Raw genomic sequence first — 14709 nt, 5'->3', positions numbered from 1 at the left:
CGAGGGCCGCAGCGGGTGCTGCGGCCCTCGATCGCGTGGACGGTGTCCGAGCGCCTGGGTCGCCTATTGCCGGTAATGCGGAAGGATGACGCCGCGGCTGACGAACGTCAGCGCTGCCGACACGTCATAGGCGTGGATGGCCGAGACGTGCGGTGCGAGCGCGCTCGAGAGCCTCTCGACCTCGCGGCTCGCGAAGAACGCCGCGCGGGCCGCCAGGTCGTCGAAGCCGAGCATGACGGAAGCGTGGAAGCGCTGACCGGAGGGGTTGTCGTGCGCGACGTCCGGCGTGTCCCAGAGCTTCTCGTTCCAGGGCAGGAATGTCTGGGTCCGCAGCTCCCGGAGCACCCCGGTCCCGGCGAGCGCGGGAGCGAGTTCTCCGGTGACGAGCTTCCGGAAGGCGCGTCCGCCGACCTCGGGCCGCCTCCGCAGGTAGACGAGGGCGCGCGCTCCCGGTCTGCGGCCGGGCTCCGCCACGTCGTACCAGCGGGCGGAGTATGGCGGCCCCGCATACAGGAGGGTGCGGCGGAACACGTTGATCTCGTCCTTGAACGCCAGCCGCGTCTGCGCGCGACCGCGCAGCGGCGACAGGAGCGATCCGAACGTGACCTCGGCCACGCCGTCGATCCTCCGGTCGGCGGGGATCGCGGTCTCCAGGCCTCGGGTGTCGGGCCAGAGACCCGGATTGCGCTCGGCGAGATGGATCTGCCGGTATTCTTCGAGCCCGGGGGTCGCCGAGATGATCCCCGAGTGCGGGTCCCTCCAGTAGTCCATGCCGGTCTGGCGCGGCTGGTCAGCGCGGACCCACAGCAGGATCGATGACGCGAGGGGCTTCCTCTTGTGGGGGGCGGCGCTCATGTGCTCAGTCCTCTCGGTGACTCGGGATGCCGGTCAGCGGGCGAGGAAGCCGGCGGCGACGGGCGCGAACTGCTGGTGGAACTGGAAGATGCCGCCGTGTCCGGAGTCGCGGTAGATGACCAGCTCGGATCCCTGGATGCGGCGGTGCAGGTCTTCCGAGAGCACGGACGGCACCATGCGGTCGTTGTCGCCGTTGGCGATGAGGGTGGGCTGGGTGATCTTCGAGAGGTCGGCCGGCGCCGAGCGCCCCCACTTCTTGATCGCCTTGAGCTGCGTCCGGAACGCCTTCGCGGTGATGGGGGCGTCGCAGTCGACGGTGCGCTCCTGGAGACGCTTCACGAAGGCTCTGGCGGCGAGTTTCCCGGTGGCGTTGCGGTTGAAGAAGAGGAATTCCTTCGGGTCGGACCGCGTCAGCGTGGCGCGCAGGATGTCGTAGTACGTGGTCCCGGCCACCTTGTCGATGTCCTTGCCGCCGGCGGGGCCGGTGCCCGTGAGGACGAGCTTGCGCACGAGCTCGGGGTGTTCGACGACGAGTGCCTGCGCGATCATGCCGCCGAGCGAGAAGGCGAAGATGTCGATCGTCTCGAAACCCAGCCCGCGGATGAACGCGTAGGCGTCGTCGGCCATCGCTTCGACGCTGTCCGGCACCTCGCCGGTGGAGGCGCCGACGCCCCGGTTGTCGAACGTGATGACGTGGTGTTCTTTCGCGATGGGATCCACGATGCGCGGATCCCAGTTGTCGAGGGTCGCGGCCAAGTGGACGAAGAAGACGACCGGCACGCCGCCCTTGGGCCCCAGCTCGCGATAGGCGAACGTGACTCCTCCCGCGGAGAGGGTGCGGGTCGGGGCTTGCGCATACGACGTGATGACCGGGTCGTTGCTCGTGGTGCTCATGCTGGTTCCCTCCAGGGGCCTGCGAAGTCGGGTTGTCGGCGTCGGATCTCACATCGAGGTCACTCAAGTATGAGTGCACTCAGTAATAATGTCAATGGAGAGCCGGAACGCGCCGACGGCCAGGCTGCCGGCTGCGGGCTCACGAGCTCCCCTCTTCCCGGGCCGCCTAGGGTTGATGGGTGAGCTCTCCCTCGTCCCGACCCCTCTGGCAGGGGCGAGCGCTCGCCCTCGTGGGCATCGTGCTGTTCGCCTTCTCATTGCGCTCGGCGGTGGCGTCGCTGTCGCCCCTGTACGACCACATCGCGGTCGACTTCGACGTTCCGGCCGCGGTGATCGGCCTCATCGGCACCGCTCCGCCGGTCTGCTACGCCGTGTTCGGCCTCCTCACCCCGGCTCTGGAACGGCGGTTCGGGCTCGAACGGCTGGCGGTCGCGGCGATGGTCGTCGTGGCGATCGGACTGATCGTCCGCAGCCTCGCACCGGGCGCCGGACTGCTGCTCGCCGGCACGGCGCTGATCTTCGCCGCCGTCGGCGTGGGCAACATCCTGCTGCCGCCGCTCGTGAAGCGGTACTTCCCCGACCGCGTCGGTCTGATGACGACCGTCTTCTCGACGACGATGGCGCTCGCGACCTTCCTGCCGCCCCTCGTGGCGGTGCCGGTCGCGGATGCCGCGGACTGGCACGTCTCGCTGGGGCTCTGGGCCGTCTTCGCGCTCGTAGCCACGGTGCCCTGGATCGGCCTGGCCATACGGCACGCCGCCGCCGAGAGGACCCGTGCGGCAGCGGCCTCGGACGACGACATCGAGCAGCCGAGTCCGCGCGCCTTCGGACGCATGTGGCGGCTGCCGATCGCGTGGGCGCTGCTCGTGGGCTTCGCCGTGTCGAGCACCCTCGCCTACACGGCGTTCGCGTGGCTGCCGACCATCCTCGTCGAAATCGCGGGTGTCACACCGGCCGTGGCGGGCGTGCTGCTGGCGCTGTTCGGGTTCATGGGCCTGCCCGCGTCGCTGGCCGTGCCCCTGCTGGTGACCCGGGCCCACGCCACGCGCGTGCTGTTCGGCGTCGCCGTCGGGACGGGCCTCGCCGGCATCGCGGGCCTGCTCTTCGTCCCGACCGTCGCCCCGTGGCTGTGGGTCGCGCTCTTCGGCCTCGCGCCGCTGCTGTTCCCGATGATCCTGGTGCTCCTGGGCCTGCGCACCCGCACGCATGAGGGCGCGGTGGCGCTCAGCGGCTTCGTGCAGAGCGGCGGCTACGCGATCGCGGCGCTCTTTCCCGTCGGCATCGGGCTCCTCCACGATGCGACCGACTCGTGGACGGCGCCGCTCATCGTGCTCGCCGCCGTGGTCGCCGCAGCGATCCCCGCCGGCGTCGTCGCGGCGCAGCCGCACACCGTCGAGGATGACTGGGAGCGCCGACACGGCGCCTGGTGAGGCATCCCGTGGCGGTGCGATCGTCCTGAGCCGCACGCGCCCCGCACGGGCTCGCCGCGCGATCACGGAGAACGACGGCTCGCCGTGCGAGGTCGCGGATGGTGCAGGGCGCCGTGTGCACTGAGTGCACGGCAAGAACCGCACACGCACGAACCGCGACGGTGAGCGCGCAGCAAATACCTCGAGCGGTCAGGCCACCGGAGCGGTGACCGCCGCGCGAGCCGTTACGCCTGCGAGGACGAGACGGGCGAGGTCTCGTCCTCGTCCTCGTCGTTGTACTGGTCGGCCCACTTGTCGACGAACTCGTCCTCATGGTGGCCGAGCTCGCGCTCGAGTGCCGAGTAGTTCACGTTGTACGTGTCGTACTTCAGCTCACGGGCGATCTTGGTGTGCTTCGCCTTCTGACGGCCACGCCCCATGCGAGACCCCCTCATTTAAGGTCGCGGGCTATTCTGCGGGCTCTGGGCCGCGCAAACCCGGGCATTCACGAATCCGGCTTCGAACCGGTAAGAGTAGCATTCAGGATAACACGGAGCCCCGGTAACCCGGCGGCTGCGGCCCCACCGGCGTAGGAGGAGTGCGGACATATGACCGATGAGGCATCCGAGCCCGAAGGCGACGCGACGACTGATGAGAGCCTCCGCGGCGCTGTGATCGTCGGTGTGATCCCCGACCAATCGCCCCGCGTCCTGAAGGAGGGGGCTCGCTACGCGAAGCTGTTCCAGGCGCCGCTCGTGGTGGTCCACGTCGACGTGACGCGCTTCGTCACGTACGAAGACCCCGACGGGTACGTCCACTCCGCGCCCATCGACATCAACATCGCAGCGGGCGAGGGCGAGCTGGCGAAGGTGCAGGATGCCGCGGCATCCGTCCTCGGCGATGCCGGGCCGCAGTGGACCGTCCGCCAGCTGGTCGGCGACCCCGCGATGGCGATCAAGCACTTCGCCGACCAGATCGACGCCCGGCTGATCGTCGTCGGCACGCGCAAACGCGGGTTCGGAGAGTCGGTCCGCGAGTTCTTCACCGGCTCGGTCGGGGTGCGCCTGGCGCACCGGCAGCACCGCTCGATCCTGATCGTGCCGCTCGGGGAGCCCGTGCCCGACGACGAGGAGATCTGGCCCGCCTGAGCAGGCAGCCGGACGACGCAGAAGGGTGGTCCCGCCGACGGCGAGACCACCCTTCGTGCTTCCGAGAGGAGACTGCGGAAGCAGGGCGCCGCGGGTCAGCCCCGCAGCGTGCGCGTGATGTCGCGGGCGACGCGGTCGAGTTCGCTCGCGACCTGGTCGACGAGAGAGGCGGCGAGCTCGCCGCCCCGAGCGACGTGCACGCGGACGTCGCCGCGGACGTTCGCGCGGAACTCGTTCACCACGGCGTCGAGCCGCTGCATCTGCTCGCGGCTGCGCACGCGCGGGTCGTCCTCGCGGGACGGCTGCGGCGTCGTCTTGCGCTCCTCGCGAGAGGCCGCAGCCAGGTCGGCGCGCAGGCTCTTCATCGCCTCGCGGACGCTTCCGCGCACCTCGTCGGCGATGAGGCGCACCGAGTCGGCCAGCCCGGCCTCGATGCCCTCGAGGTCGCCCGCGCGCGACTGCACCTCGGCGTGACCCGCCTCGGTGATGGCGTACACGGTCTTGCGGCCTTCGACGGACTTGGTCACGAGCCCCTCCTCTTCGAGCTTCGCCAGACGCGGATAGATGGTGCCGGCGCTGGGGGTGTAGGTGCCCCCGGTGCGGTCCGACAGGGCCTGCATGATGTCGTAGCCGTGGCGCGGCCCTTCATCGAGCAGGTTCAGCAGGTACAGGCGCAGGTCGCCGTGCGAGAAGACCGGAGTCATCACACTTCTCCTCGGTCGAAGCCGGCCGCCGCTTCACGCGCCGTCGACTCGTCGCCGGCGGCCTCGCCGGAGGCGGCGGTCGGCGACGACGTGGTCGCCTGCTCGGGAGCTGCCGGCGCGGCATCCGGTGCGGGGGTGGCAGCGCGACGCAGCACCGTGATGTCGCCCGACACGCTGTGTGCGCGGACGTCGGCGAAGCTGCCGCTCAGCTCGCCGACCGAGCCGGCGTAGTTCGTGGTCGGGCCCGTGCCGTTGCCGCGGCGCACGACGCCGTCGACCTGGACGCGGCCGCTCACGCTGCGCATGACGTAGTTGGCCGGGTATCCCTCATCCAGCCGCACGGTCGCGCTGCCGCTCACGGTGTTGACGCCGACCGAGAGGATGTCGCCGGTCGAGTCGACCAGCACGGCGCCCGACACGGTGTCGATGGTGGCCTTGCGCAAGGTGCCCGTCGCGGCGACGTCGCCCGAGACGCTGTTGGCGTTCAGCGCGCCGACGAGCTCTCGCACCTGCACGTCGCCCGACACCGCGTTGACCGACAGGTCGCCGGTGAGGCCGTCGACGATGATGTCGCCCGAGACGGTGTTCAGTGACGCGTCGCCGCGCAGGCCCGAGACGAGCGCGCTGGCGCTGACGACTCCGAGGGTCAGAGCGACATCGCGGGGAACGGCGACGCTGATCTCTGCCTTGGGTCCGCCGGCTCCGAAGTTGCGGAACACCTCGAGGAAGTTGTCCCAGCGCAGCTGCGGGTGGTCGATCTCGACGTGATCCTCGGCGACCTCGATGCGGAGGTCCTTGACGGTGACGTCGTGCACTTCGATGCGGATGCCGGGCTCGTCGTGGGCGATCACGTCGATCTGTCCGCCGACGAGTCCGATCTTGAGCGTGCGCACGGTCAAGATGTCGATGACGCGCGTCTCGCCCGGGTGGATGATCCACTTCTCCAGGGTCATGACTGTTTCTCCTGCGTATCTCTGGGGGTGATCCATGTCGCGATATATCGCGTATCTGGAGACTAACACGATATATCGCGACTACGTCAAGCATTGAGTGAATTTTCAGGTTTGACCTTGCCGCTACGTCAACCTTTAGCGTGGTGAGCGAACCACGAGAGGAGGGTGACATGGACGAGCAGGAATGGTCGATCCAGCAGATCGCAAAGCTGGCGGGTACCACCAGCCGGACGCTCCGCCACTACGACGACATCGGGCTGCTGCCACCGTCGAGCATGGGCCACAACGGCTACCGGTATTACGACCGCACGGCGCTCGTACGGCTGCAGCGGATCCTGCTGCTGCGCGAATTGGGGCTCGGTCTGCCCCAGATCGCCGACGTGCTCGAGCGGGAAAGCGGTGAGGAGTCGGCTCTCGAGGCTCATCTGGCATGGCTCCGGCAGGAGCAGGATCGGCTGGCGCGACAGATCGCGTCGGTGCAGAACACCATCGATGCACTGAAAGGAGGTGAAGGACTGATGGCAGAGGACATGTTCGATGGCTTCGACCACACGCAGTACAAGGACGAGGTCGAGCAGCGCTGGGGAAAGAAGGCCTACGCCGACAGCGACCGCTGGTGGCGCTCGATGAGCGCCGACGAGAAGGCCGCGTGGCAGCAGCGCGCGGCCGACCTCGGCCGGGATTGGATCGCGGCCGCGGAGGCCGGGATCGCTCCCGACAGCGACGCGGCTCAGGCGCTGGCGAAGCGCCACGTCGAATGGCTGACCGGGATCCCGGGAACGCCGGCCGCTGCGGCCGGCTCCGGCGGGGGAGACGTCAAGGGGTACGTGCTCGGTCTCGGCGAGATGTACGTGGCGGACCCGCGCTTCGGCGCCAACTACGCCACGAGCGAGGGTGGCACCCGCGGCGCCGAGTTCGTCCGCGACGCGCTCCGCGTGTACGCGGAGGCTCAGCTCTAGGTCGGCGGAGGGCCCCAGAAGACAGACGGATGCCGCGGCCCACTCCGGCCGCGGCATCCGCTGTCTTCACATCTGGGGTGCAGATCAGGTGTTGCGGTTCCCGCTGATCACTCTGAACAGGAATGCGATCAGCGCGATGACTCCGACGATGATGGCCACCCACAGCAGCCAGCTCAGTGCGGAGTTGAGGCCGCCGACGATCGCAAGGATGATCGCGACGACGATGATGATGATCAGGGCGAGGTTCATGGGACGTTCTCCTTCTGCTCTGTCGATGCACGGGATGCATCGCATGCCTCGTGGGCATGAACCGACAGTGGCATCACAGCGTCGCGGCCCCCAGGGGGTTGACGGCGTTGCTTTTCCGGTGATACGTGGGGAGCCGCCACGCCGGGTAAGGCGGGGCGGCGAGGATGTCAAGCCCCGTGAGAGCATCCGCGCACGCCCGTATTTTCGCCGTTATGAGCACATCCCCGCCCACTGATCCGACGACCGCCCATCACGACGGCTCCTTTCCTCCGCAGGAGCAGGAGCAGCCCGGGCTGACGAACGAGACGAACCCCGAACCGGACCACGGCGAACGCTCGTACCGGGGCTCGCAGCGCCTCGCCGAGCGCCGGGCCCTCATCACGGGGGGCGATTCCGGGATCGGGCGGGCGGTGGCCATCGCGTTCGCGCGTGAGGGTGCCGACGTGGCGCTGACCTACCTCCCCGAGGAGCAGGAAGACGCCGACGAGACCGCCCGCTGGGTCACCGAGGCCGGTTCTCGCGCGTTGCCGATCTCGGGCGACCTGCGCGAAGAGGACTTCTGCGCCGACATCGTCGATCGTGCCGTCGGCGAGTTCGGGGGCCTCGACGTGCTCGTGCTCAACGCCGCGTACCAGAAGGACCGCGAGGGCATCGAGAAGATGGAGACCGCCGAGTGGGACCGGGTGTTCCGCACGAACCTGTATGCGCAGATGTTCACCGTGCGCGCGGCGGTGCCGCACCTCGAGCCCGGCTCGTCGATCATCGTGACGACCTCGATCCAGGCGTTCAACCCCTCGCCGGGGCTGATCGACTACGCGATGACCAAGGCCGCGCAGGTCGCCTTAATCAAGGCGCTCGCCCAGGAGCTGGGCCCGAAGGGCATCCGTGTGAACGGCGTCGCCCCGGGACCCATCTGGACACCCCTCATCCCGGCCACGGGCTGGGATGCCGAGCGCCTCGAGTCGTTCGGTCAAGACACGCCCCTGGGCAGGGCGGGACAGCCCGCCGAGCTCGCCGGTGCCTACGTGTACCTGGCGAGCGACGACGCGACGTACACGTCGGGCGCGATCCTGCCTGTCACCGGGGGCAAGGGCCTGTGACATCCGCCCACGGGGCGGTGACCGAAGGAGGAAACCATGCCAGGAGGACGCGGGTCGAATCTCAAGGACCGCGACATGTACGAGGAGCTCCGCGACCAGGGCGCCTCGAAGGAGAAGGCCGCCCGCATCTCGAACGCGGCGGCCAGCCAGGGCCGCAAGACGGTCGGTCGGCGCGGTGCGAACGCGAAGGACTACGACGAGCGCACCGTGCCCGAGCTGCGCAAGCGCGCCAAGGAGCTGGGTCTCAAGGGCTACTCGGGGAAGAAGAAGTCCGAGCTCATCTCGATGATCCGCAACCACTGACGTGGTCGCCGGTCCCGTCGCCGAGCGGGTCGGAGGACCCTCCGGCGGGACCGGCGACCCGGGTAGCGTGATCTGATGGCGAAACTCGTCCGCTCGCGGCCCTACGAGGATCCGGGCTTTCGCCGGCTGCGCGCGGGATCCGGTTTCCGCTACGTCGACGCGAAGGGCCGCGCTCCGGCACCTCGGCATCTCGCCCGCATCCAGGCCCTGGTGATTCCGCCCGCGTGGCAGGACGTCTGGATCAGCGCCCAGCCCGACGGGCACATCCAAGCGGTCGGCGTCGATGACGCCGGCCGCCGGCAGTACGTCTACCACCCGAACTGGACGGCGGGCCGCGACCGCGGCAAGTTCGCCCGGGCACTGGCCCTCGCCGAGGCGCTGCCGCGCGCGCGAGCGCGGGTCACCACCTCGCTGCGGCGCGACGCGCTCGATCGCGAGCGAGTGCTGGCGGTCGCCTTCCGGCTCCTGGACGACGCGGCACCCCGCATCGGATCCGAGCGCTACCTCGCTGCCCACGGCAGCCGCGGTCTCACGACGCTGCAGCGGCGCGACGCCTCGGTGGAGGCATCCGTCGTGTCGCTGTCGTTCCCCGGCAAGAGCGGCAAGCGGCAGCTGCTCGAGATCGACGACGCCGACCTCGCCCCCGCCATCGAGCTGCTGGCCGCGGGGCGCTCCCGCTCGCCGTTGCTCGCGTGGCAGCGCGGCGGACGCCGGGTGCCGCTCACGCCGGCCGAGGTCAACGCGTACGTGCGCTCGCTGACCGGAGGACGGTTCACGGCCAAGGACTTCCGCACCCTGCGCGGCACCATCCTCGCGGCCGACGCGCTGGCGCGCATCGGCACCGTCGACACGAAGACCGACCTCAAGCGGGCCGAGACGCTCGCTGTGCGGGCGACGGCCGAGGCGCTCGGCAACACACCGGCGGTCGCGCGGGGCTCGTACATCGACCCCCGCGTGTTCGCCCGGTATCGCGACGGGCACCTGCTCGACCTGTCGATCACCCCCGAGTCCGCCATCCGCGGCCTGCTGCGCCCCGGCCGCTGAGCCTGTCGAGGCGCCGTTCGACACGCTCAGCGACCTTGGGCGCCGGAGTAGCGTGAGGGGATGCCGCAGCCCGTCGACCCGCGCGTGCTCGGGGTCACCGTGGCCGGTGGGGTGATCGGCGTCTTCGCGCGTGCGCTCGTCGTCGCGCCCGTCGACGATCCCGCGGCGGTGCCGTGGGTGACGCTCGGCATCAACGTCGCCGGATCCCTGATCCTGGGGATCGTCGTCGGCTGGCTCGACGACCGCCGTCCCCTCACCCGCGCTTTCCTCGGCACGGGGATCATGGGCGGCTTCACGACCTACAGCGCGTTCGCGGTCGCCACGGCGCTGTGGATCACGACGCCGTTGCTCGCAGCGGGGCTGGCCGCGGCATCCGTCGTCGCAGGTGTCGGGGGAGCCCTCGCCGGACTCTTCCTCGGACGCCGGATCGCGGACCGGCCGGGCCGGATCGAGCTCCCCGAGGACGCCGAGTGAGCCCCTGGCTGCTGGTCGCCGCGCTCGCCGGCGGCGTGGGCGCCGGACTCCGCTACCTCGTCGACCGGCTGCTCACGCCGGCGGGCGGCATGCGGTTCCCGTGGGGCATCCTCGTGGTGAACGTCTCGGGGTCGTTCGCCCTCGGGGTGCTCACCGGGCTCGGCGCCGCCATCGCCCCCGAGCTTTCGCTGGTGCTCGGGCTCGGCCTGCTCGGCGGGTACACGACCTTCAGCACGGTGTCGGTCGAGACGGTGCTGCTCGCCCAGCGGAAGCGCCGACGGGATGCTGCCCTCAACCTGTTCGGCACGCTCGTGCTCGCCCTGCTCGCCGCGGGCTTCGGACTCCTGCTCGGCGGGGGCATCGCGGCGGCCTGAGCGCAGGCCGGTTCAGGAATTTCATATGAGAACCGCATGAAATACTGACAACCGATACATCTCCGTATCGTGCGGGCTCCCGCATCCCTTGCACCACCACACCAGCGAAGGCCTCCGTGTGTCGAACCTCGCCGTCCTGAGTCTCAAGAACCGCGCTCTGATCGCTCTGATCACGATCGTCGCCGCCATCTTCGGCGGACTCGCGCTCACGAACCTCAAGCAAGAGCTCATCCCCTCGATCGAGTTCCCCGCACTCGTCGTCGTCTCCACCTACCCCGGTGCGTCGCCCGAGGTCGTGAGCAACGACGTATCGGTGCCCATCGAGACCGCCATCCAGGGCGTCCCCGGGCTCGAGTCGTCGAGCGCGACGAGCACGACCAACGCCTCGATCGTGCAGGCGTCCTTCACCTACGGCACCGACCTCGCGACCGCCGAGCAGAAGATGACGCAGGCGATCAACCGCATCAAGAGCCAGCTGCCCGAAGGGGTCGATCCGAACGTCATCTCGGCGAGCATCGACGACTTCCCGGTGATCCAGCTGGCGGTGACCGGCTACGACGACGAGGCGACGGTCCAGGCCCAGCTCGAGGCATCCGTCGTGCCCGATCTGGAGGATGTGGGGGGCGTCAACGCGGCCCAGATCGTCGGCGGCGTCGGCCAGCGCGTCACGATCACGCCCGACCAGGCGGAGCTCTCCGCGTCCGGTTACACGCAGCAGGCGATCACCGATGCGCTGGAGCAGAACGGCGTGCTGTTCCCCGGCGGCGAGATCACCGAGAACGACGAGACGCTCACGGTGCAGACCGGCTCGAAGATCGCGTCGGTCGACGAGATCGCGGCGCTGCCCCTCGTGCCCTCGACGGCCGACCAGTTCCAGAGCGGCCAGAAGACCATCGCGGATGTCGCGACCGTCGTCGAGGAGGCCGACCCCGTCACCACGGTCTCGCGCGTGAACGGCGAGCCGGCCCTGACGATCGCGGTCACGAAGCTCCCCTCGGCCAACACCGTCGACGTGTCGCGCGGCGTGCTCGCGATCCTTCCCGACCTCGAGGAATCGCTCGACGGCGCCGAGTTCACGGTCGTCTTCGACCAGGCCCCCTACATCCAGGAGTCGATCGACACGCTTGCGAAAGAGGGTCTGCTCGGCCTCGTCTTCGCGGTCTTGGTGATCTTCGTCTTCCTGCTCTCGGTGCGCTCGACCCTCGTCGCCGCGATCTCGATCCCGACGAGCCTGCTCATCACCTTCATCGGCCTCCAGGCCTTCGGGTACTCGCTGAACATCCTGACGCTCGGTGCGATCACGATCGCGATCGGGCGCGTGGTCGACGACTCCATCGTCGTGATCGAGAACATCAAGAGGCACTACGTCGGCGACGCCGGCAAGACGACCGCCATCCTGCGCGGCGTGCGCGAGGTGGCCTCGGCCATCACGGCGTCGACGATCGTCACCGTCGCGGTGTTCCTGCCGATCGCGTTCGTCGGAGACGTCACGGGCGAGCTCTTCCGTCCGTTCGCGATGACGGTCACGATCGCCATGACCGCGTCGCTGTTCGTCGCACTGACGATCGTGCCGGTGCTCGCCTACTGGTTCCTGAAGCCGGGGAAGCAGATCCTGGACGCCGAGGGCGCTGCGATCGACCCCGAGGACCCGTCCGCACCTCCGAGCCGCCTGCAGAAGGCGTATCTGCCGATCCTGCGCTGGACGCTCAAGCACTCGTGGGTGACGCTCGCGCTCGCCGTGCTGGTGCTGGTCGGCACGATCGCCGCCGCTCCCTTCATGAAGACGAACTTCCTGGGCGACTCGGGTCAGAACACCTTCACCATGACGCAGGACATCGGCGCCGCGCCATCGCTCGAGGCGGAGAGCGCCGCCGCAGAGCAGGTGGAGGAGGTGCTGCTCGGCATCGACGGCATCGAGACGGTGCAGGTGTCGATCGGCTCGAGCGGCTCCGCCCTGCGCGACGCGTTCTCGGGCGGCGGCAGCGGCATCACCTACTCGATCACCACCGACCCGGATGTCGACCAGGTGGCGCTCCGCGAAGAGGTCCAGGCCGCAGTCGCCGACCTCGACGACGCCGGTGAGATCGCGGTCGCCGCCGGCGGCGGCGGCTTCGGCTCGACCGACATCGCGATCGACGTCACGGCTCCCGACTCCGACACGCTCCAGACCGCGACGGATGCCGTCATCGCGGCCGTCGACGGCCAGGAGGGCGTCGGCCAGGTCACGAGCAACCTCGCGGCGTCGCTGCCCTACATCGCCGTGACGGTCGACCGCGACAAGGCCGCCCAGCTCGGCCTTTCGGAGGTCGCGGTCGGCGCGCTGGTGTCGAACACGATGCAGCCGCAGTCGATCGGCACGGTCGAGATCGACGACACGTCGCTGACGGTCTTCCTCGCGGCATCCGAGACGCCGGCGTCACTCGACGAGCTGCGTCAGCTGCAGGTGCCGAGTGCCACCGGCCCCATCGCGCTCGAAGAGGTCGCGACGGTCGAGGACAGTGAGGGCCCGACGTCGATCACGACCGAGGCGGGCAAGCGCACGTCGACCGTCACGGTGACCCCTTCGACCGACGACCTCGCGACCGCATCCGCCTCGGTGACGACCGCTCTGGCCGACGCCGACCTGCCCGCGTCGGCCGACGCGACACTCGGCGGCGTCGTGACGCAGCAGCAGGATGCGTTCTCGCAGCTCGGCCTCGCTCTGCTCGCCGCGATCCTCATCGTGTACATCGTGATGGTCGCGACGTTCAAGTCGCTGCGGCAGCCGCTGCTGCTGCTCGTCTCGGTGCCGTTCGCGGCGACGGGTGCCATCCTGCTGCAGATCATCACGGGTGTGCCGCTCGGCGTCGCCTCGCTCATCGGCGTGCTGATGCTCATCGGCATCGTGGTGACGAACGCCATCGTGCTCGTGGACCTCGTGAACCAGTACCGCGAGAAGGGCCTCACGGCGCATGACGCGACCGTGGCCGGTGGCTCGCGACGTCTGCGCCCGATCCTCATGACGGCGCTCGCCACGATCTTCGCCCTCACGCCGATGGCACTCGGCATCACCGGACAGGGCGGCTTCATCTCGCAGCCGCTCGCGATCGTCGTGATCGGCGGCCTGGTGTCGTCGACCGTGCTGACGCTGCTCGTGCTCCCGACGCTGTACAACCTCGTCGAGGGTGCGAAGGAGCGGCGCGCAGCGCGTCGCCGCGGCACCGACGGCGACGGCGGTGGTGACGGCGGGACGGCTCCCGAGGGCGAGGGTCCGAACGGCGGGGCGGATGCCGAGGCCGAGCGCGAGCTCGTCGGCGTCGGCGCGGGTGCCGGTGCCGGACTCGGCGCGGCGGGAGCAGGCGAGGCAGGGGCCGGTGCCGCAGGTGCCGGTGCGGCTAGTGCCGGTGTCGTCGGTGCGGCGGGTGTCGCGGCCGGCGCCGCCGCCCTCGAGACCCGCCGCCAGCGTCGCCAGCGCGAGCGCGGTGCAGTGACGGAGGTCGCCGTGCCGGTGATCGAGGAGGGGCCCGACGTCGAGGTCTCGGACTCTGCGCCCGCACCCGCGGTCGTCGACGCCGTGCCCGCGGACTCCGAGGAGCACGCTCCGGCGTCCGCCGATGCCGACTCGCCGGCCGACTCGGACGTGACCGTCATCGATGCCGTGCCGACGGACCAGCCCTTCGATGACGGGGTCGTCGCCGAGGCGCACGAGGCCGCGGAAGCCGGCGGGCCGGATGCCGCCGAGGACGCACCCGTCACCGAGCCGGAGGCGCTCGCAGCAGCGTCCTCGGAGCATGCTGTCGAGCCCGACGCCGCTCAGCCGGGTGAGCCTGAGGTGCCGAGCGATGACACGACCGAGACCGACGCCGATGCGGCAGCGGCCGTCGCCGCGCCGGCTGGGCTCGCAGAGGCTGACGATGAAGGCGCGAGCCTCGGCGGCAGCGAGTTCGACACCGAGTCCGCCGAGCAGCCCGAGACCGTGACGGACGCGCCGCAGGCCGACGTCTCGACCGGTTCGGAGGTCGAGTCCGAGCCGGGGTCCCTCGACCGGGCCGAGAGCGCGGCCGACACGCACGAGCCCGAATCGGTGCCCGTCGCGGACGAGACCGGTCCGTCCGAGGAGCCGGGACCCGTGCCGGGTGACATCTCCGACGACGGCGAGGCTCGCCCCGACGCCTCGTTCGAAGCCGACGCCGACGCCGAAGCCGACGCCGACGCCGAGGCCGACGCCGACGCCGAGGTCCACCCGGGACACATCGAGGGCTCC

General features: G+C 70.0%; 14 protein-coding genes and 1 pseudogene. 9 read left to right on the top strand and 6 right to left on the bottom strand.

Translation table 11 applies throughout. The features are described from left to right. Positions 1-63 precede the first annotated feature (63 nt). Both Q9R08_RS02125 and Q9R08_RS02120 read right to left on the bottom strand, forming a co-directional pair. Entirely contained in the window at positions 64-855 is a 792-nt protein-coding gene (locus Q9R08_RS02125; protein WP_308866164.1) for a strictosidine synthase, read from the bottom strand. A 33-nt stretch (positions 856-888) separates the two neighbouring features. Continuing rightward, positions 889-1749, bottom strand: a complete 861-nt coding sequence (locus tag Q9R08_RS02120) for an alpha/beta fold hydrolase (RefSeq protein ID WP_308866163.1) — start codon at positions 1747-1749, stop codon at positions 889-891. Positions 1750-1928: 179 nt separating this feature from the next. On the opposite strand from Q9R08_RS02120, the gene Q9R08_RS02115 reads away from it, so the two are divergent. Beyond that, the gene (locus Q9R08_RS02115; RefSeq protein WP_308866162.1) at positions 1929-3179 is read left to right on the top strand and encodes an MFS transporter; all 1251 of its coding nucleotides are present in this window, start codon (positions 1929-1931) and stop codon (positions 3177-3179) included. 224 nt (positions 3180-3403) lie between these two features. Here the strand turns inward: Q9R08_RS02115 and Q9R08_RS02110 are convergent, their stop codons facing one another. Beyond that, on the bottom strand, positions 3404-3598 hold the full coding sequence (locus Q9R08_RS02110) for a DUF3073 domain-containing protein (RefSeq protein ID WP_308866161.1): 195 nt from the start codon (positions 3596-3598) through the stop codon (positions 3404-3406). A 168-nt stretch (positions 3599-3766) separates the two neighbouring features. On the opposite strand from Q9R08_RS02110, the gene Q9R08_RS02105 reads away from it, so the two are divergent. Beyond that, on the top strand, positions 3767-4306 hold the full coding sequence (locus Q9R08_RS02105) for a universal stress protein (RefSeq protein WP_308866160.1): 540 nt from the start codon (positions 3767-3769) through the stop codon (positions 4304-4306). A 95-nt stretch (positions 4307-4401) separates the two neighbouring features. Here Q9R08_RS02105 and Q9R08_RS02100 read toward each other — a convergent pair whose 3' ends face one another. Together Q9R08_RS02100 and Q9R08_RS02095 are read right to left on the bottom strand one after the other, a co-directional pair. After that, the gene (locus Q9R08_RS02100; RefSeq protein WP_308866159.1) at positions 4402-5010 is read right to left on the bottom strand and encodes a PadR family transcriptional regulator; all 609 of its coding nucleotides are present in this window, start codon (positions 5008-5010) and stop codon (positions 4402-4404) included. Then, the gene (locus Q9R08_RS02095) at positions 5010-5963 is read right to left on the bottom strand and encodes a DUF4097 family beta strand repeat-containing protein (RefSeq protein ID WP_308866158.1); all 954 of its coding nucleotides are present in this window, start codon (positions 5961-5963) and stop codon (positions 5010-5012) included. The genes Q9R08_RS02100 and Q9R08_RS02095 overlap by 1 nt, the downstream gene beginning before the upstream one ends. A gap of 170 nt (positions 5964-6133) precedes the next feature. Here Q9R08_RS02095 and Q9R08_RS02090 point away from each other — a divergent pair, with 170 nt between their 5' ends. Beyond that, positions 6134-6922 (top strand): MerR family transcriptional regulator, encoded by a 789-nt coding sequence (locus Q9R08_RS02090; protein ID WP_308866157.1) that lies wholly within the window; start codon positions 6134-6136, stop codon positions 6920-6922. Between the two features lie 84 nt (positions 6923-7006). Here the strand turns inward: Q9R08_RS02090 and Q9R08_RS02085 are convergent, their stop codons facing one another. Beyond that, entirely contained in the window at positions 7007-7171 is a 165-nt protein-coding gene (locus Q9R08_RS02085; RefSeq protein ID WP_200826306.1) for a hypothetical protein, read from the bottom strand. A gap of 212 nt (positions 7172-7383) precedes the next feature. On the opposite strand from Q9R08_RS02085, the gene Q9R08_RS02080 reads away from it, so the two are divergent. The 6 genes and pseudogenes from Q9R08_RS02080 to Q9R08_RS02055 form a co-directional block, all read left to right on the top strand. After that, on the top strand, positions 7384-8271 hold the full coding sequence (locus tag Q9R08_RS02080; RefSeq protein ID WP_308866156.1) for an SDR family oxidoreductase: 888 nt from the start codon (positions 7384-7386) through the stop codon (positions 8269-8271). 36 nt (positions 8272-8307) lie between these two features. Continuing rightward, positions 8308-8574, top strand: coding sequence for a DUF7218 family protein (locus tag Q9R08_RS02075; protein WP_308866155.1), 267 nt, complete (start codon positions 8308-8310; stop codon positions 8572-8574). A gap of 75 nt (positions 8575-8649) precedes the next feature. Then, positions 8650-9618, top strand: coding sequence for a DNA topoisomerase IB (locus Q9R08_RS02070; protein WP_308866154.1), 969 nt, complete (start codon positions 8650-8652; stop codon positions 9616-9618). 60 nt (positions 9619-9678) lie between these two features. After that, positions 9679-10092: a fluoride efflux transporter FluC gene (locus Q9R08_RS02065; protein WP_308866153.1), complete on the top strand. Its 414-nt coding sequence runs from the start codon at positions 9679-9681 to the stop codon at positions 10090-10092. Next, the gene (gene crcB, locus Q9R08_RS02060) at positions 10089-10466 is read left to right on the top strand and encodes a fluoride efflux transporter CrcB (RefSeq protein ID WP_308866152.1); all 378 of its coding nucleotides are present in this window, start codon (positions 10089-10091) and stop codon (positions 10464-10466) included. Before Q9R08_RS02065 ends, crcB begins: the two co-directional genes overlap by 4 nt. Positions 10467-10584: 118 nt before the next feature. Next, positions 10585-13669 (top strand): annotated as a pseudogene (locus Q9R08_RS02055) (efflux RND transporter permease subunit); the annotation flags it as partial. Positions 13670-14709 lie beyond the last annotated feature (1040 nt).

The organism is Microbacterium psychrotolerans (assembly GCF_031085295.1).
In the GTDB taxonomy this organism is placed as follows: domain Bacteria; phylum Actinomycetota; class Actinomycetes; order Actinomycetales; family Microbacteriaceae; genus Microbacterium; species Microbacterium psychrotolerans.
This window is presented reverse-complemented; position numbering and strand designations above follow the sequence as displayed.

Bases quoted from the DNA above. Each gene is read 5' to 3' on its own strand.
- Q9R08_RS02080 (WP_308866156.1), top strand. From the start codon at position 7,384: ATGAGCACATCCCCGCCCACTGATCCGACGACCGCCCATCACGACGGC.
- Q9R08_RS02070 (WP_308866154.1), top strand. From the start codon at position 8,650: ATGGCGAAACTCGTCCGCTCGCGGCCCTACGAGGATCCGGGCTTTCGC.
- Q9R08_RS02105 (WP_308866160.1), top strand. From the start codon at position 3,767: ATGACCGATGAGGCATCCGAGCCCGAAGGCGACGCGACGACTGATGAG.
- Q9R08_RS02120 (WP_308866163.1), bottom strand. From the start codon at position 1,749: ATGAGCACCACGAGCAACGACCCGGTCATCACGTCGTATGCGCAAGCC.
- Q9R08_RS02075 (WP_308866155.1), top strand. From the start codon at position 8,308: ATGCCAGGAGGACGCGGGTCGAATCTCAAGGACCGCGACATGTACGAG.
- Q9R08_RS02125 (WP_308866164.1), bottom strand. From the start codon at position 855: ATGAGCGCCGCCCCCCACAAGAGGAAGCCCCTCGCGTCATCGATCCTG.
- Q9R08_RS02085 (WP_200826306.1), bottom strand. From the start codon at position 7,171: ATGAACCTCGCCCTGATCATCATCATCGTCGTCGCGATCATCCTTGCG.
- Q9R08_RS02090 (WP_308866157.1), top strand. From the start codon at position 6,134: ATGGACGAGCAGGAATGGTCGATCCAGCAGATCGCAAAGCTGGCGGGT.
- Q9R08_RS02110 (WP_308866161.1), bottom strand. From the start codon at position 3,598: ATGGGGCGTGGCCGTCAGAAGGCGAAGCACACCAAGATCGCCCGTGAG.
- Q9R08_RS02100 (WP_308866159.1), bottom strand. From the start codon at position 5,010: ATGACTCCGGTCTTCTCGCACGGCGACCTGCGCCTGTACCTGCTGAAC.
- Q9R08_RS02095 (WP_308866158.1), bottom strand. From the start codon at position 5,963: ATGACCCTGGAGAAGTGGATCATCCACCCGGGCGAGACGCGCGTCATC.
- Q9R08_RS02065 (WP_308866153.1), top strand. From the start codon at position 9,679: ATGCCGCAGCCCGTCGACCCGCGCGTGCTCGGGGTCACCGTGGCCGGT.